General features: G+C 66.9%; 2 protein-coding genes. Both read right to left on the bottom strand.

Annotated elements, in window-relative coordinates; translation table 11 throughout:
• The coding region (locus tag Q8Q85_00250) for a SufD family Fe-S cluster assembly protein (protein MDP3772679.1) at window positions 1–737 on the bottom strand (737 nt) is incomplete at its 3' end.
• 10 nt (window positions 738–747) lie between these two features.
• The coding region (gene sufC, locus Q8Q85_00245; protein ID MDP3772678.1) for a Fe-S cluster assembly ATPase SufC at window positions 748–1,098 on the bottom strand (351 nt) is incomplete at its 5' end.

Below are 1,098 nucleotides of genomic sequence, written 5' to 3'. Positions count from 1 at the left end.
TGACAGGCGCGCTGGCTCTCGCGTTGCACCTTGTAATGGTCGACCACCGCGCCGGAACCGACCACGACCTCGGTGACCGCGTTCGTGAAGTACTCCTGTCCCGGCGGACCGACATAGCCTTCCACGATCCGGGCCTGACTGCGGTCGCCGGCGACGATCAGGACGCGCGGGTGCGACACGCTGGCGGTCTCGGGCGATGCCGACACGAACAGCAGCGAAATGGGCTGTTCGACGATCGTGCCAGGCGGGATCCACACGAACGCGCCGTCCTGGAGGAAGCCCGTGTTCAGCGCCGTGAACGCCTGCCGATCAGGCGGGGCGAACCGGCCGAGATACGGCTCCACGGCCGCCGGGTTCGTGGCCAGGATAGACCGCAGACTGGACACATGCACGCCGGCAGGCAACCCGCCGACGGAAAACTGTGGCGCATACGCGCCATTCACCAGCACGAGCCGGCAGCCGCCGAGTGCGCCGGCCCAGCTCTCCACCAGATCCGTCGCGAGGCCGCTCTGGCTATCGTGCGCCGGCGCGAAAGGCCGGTCGGCGATCGGCGCGACGCTGGTGAACTTCCATTCCTCGTCGCGCGTCGTGGGAAAGCCGGCGTCGGCGAAGTGCTCGATCCCCGTCCGGCGCAAATTCCGCAGCCATGCGGGCTCGGTCACCGTACGGGTGGTGGCAAGACGTTCGAAATCGGCCAGATAGGCGTCGGTCTGCGGACTGGACTGGACGAGAGTCATGCGGATGTCCTTACGCCTTCGCGGCCTGGGCGGCGGCCGCCGCCTCAGGCTCGATCCAGCCGTACCCCTTGTCTTCGAGCTCGAGCGCGAGCGCCCGGTCGCCAGACTTCACGATCCGGCCGCCCGACAGCACATGAACGAAATCGGGGACGATGTACTCGAGCAGCCGCTGATAGTGGGTGACGACGATGATGGCGCGCTCCGGGCTCCGCATCGCGTTGACGCCGTTCGCAACGAGCTTGAGGGCGTCGATGTCGAGGCCCGAATCGGTCTCGTCGAGGATTGCCAGCTTCGGCTCGAGCACCGCCATCTGAAAGATCTCGTTGCGCTTTTTCTCGCCGCCGGAGAAGCCTTCGTTGAC

It is taken from the genome of Gemmatimonadales bacterium (assembly GCA_030697825.1).
In the GTDB taxonomy this organism is placed as follows: Bacteria; Gemmatimonadota; Gemmatimonadetes; order Gemmatimonadales; family JACORV01; genus JACORV01.
Note: the sequence above shows the minus strand (reverse complement) of the source record. Positions and strands in the feature narration are given on the sequence as shown.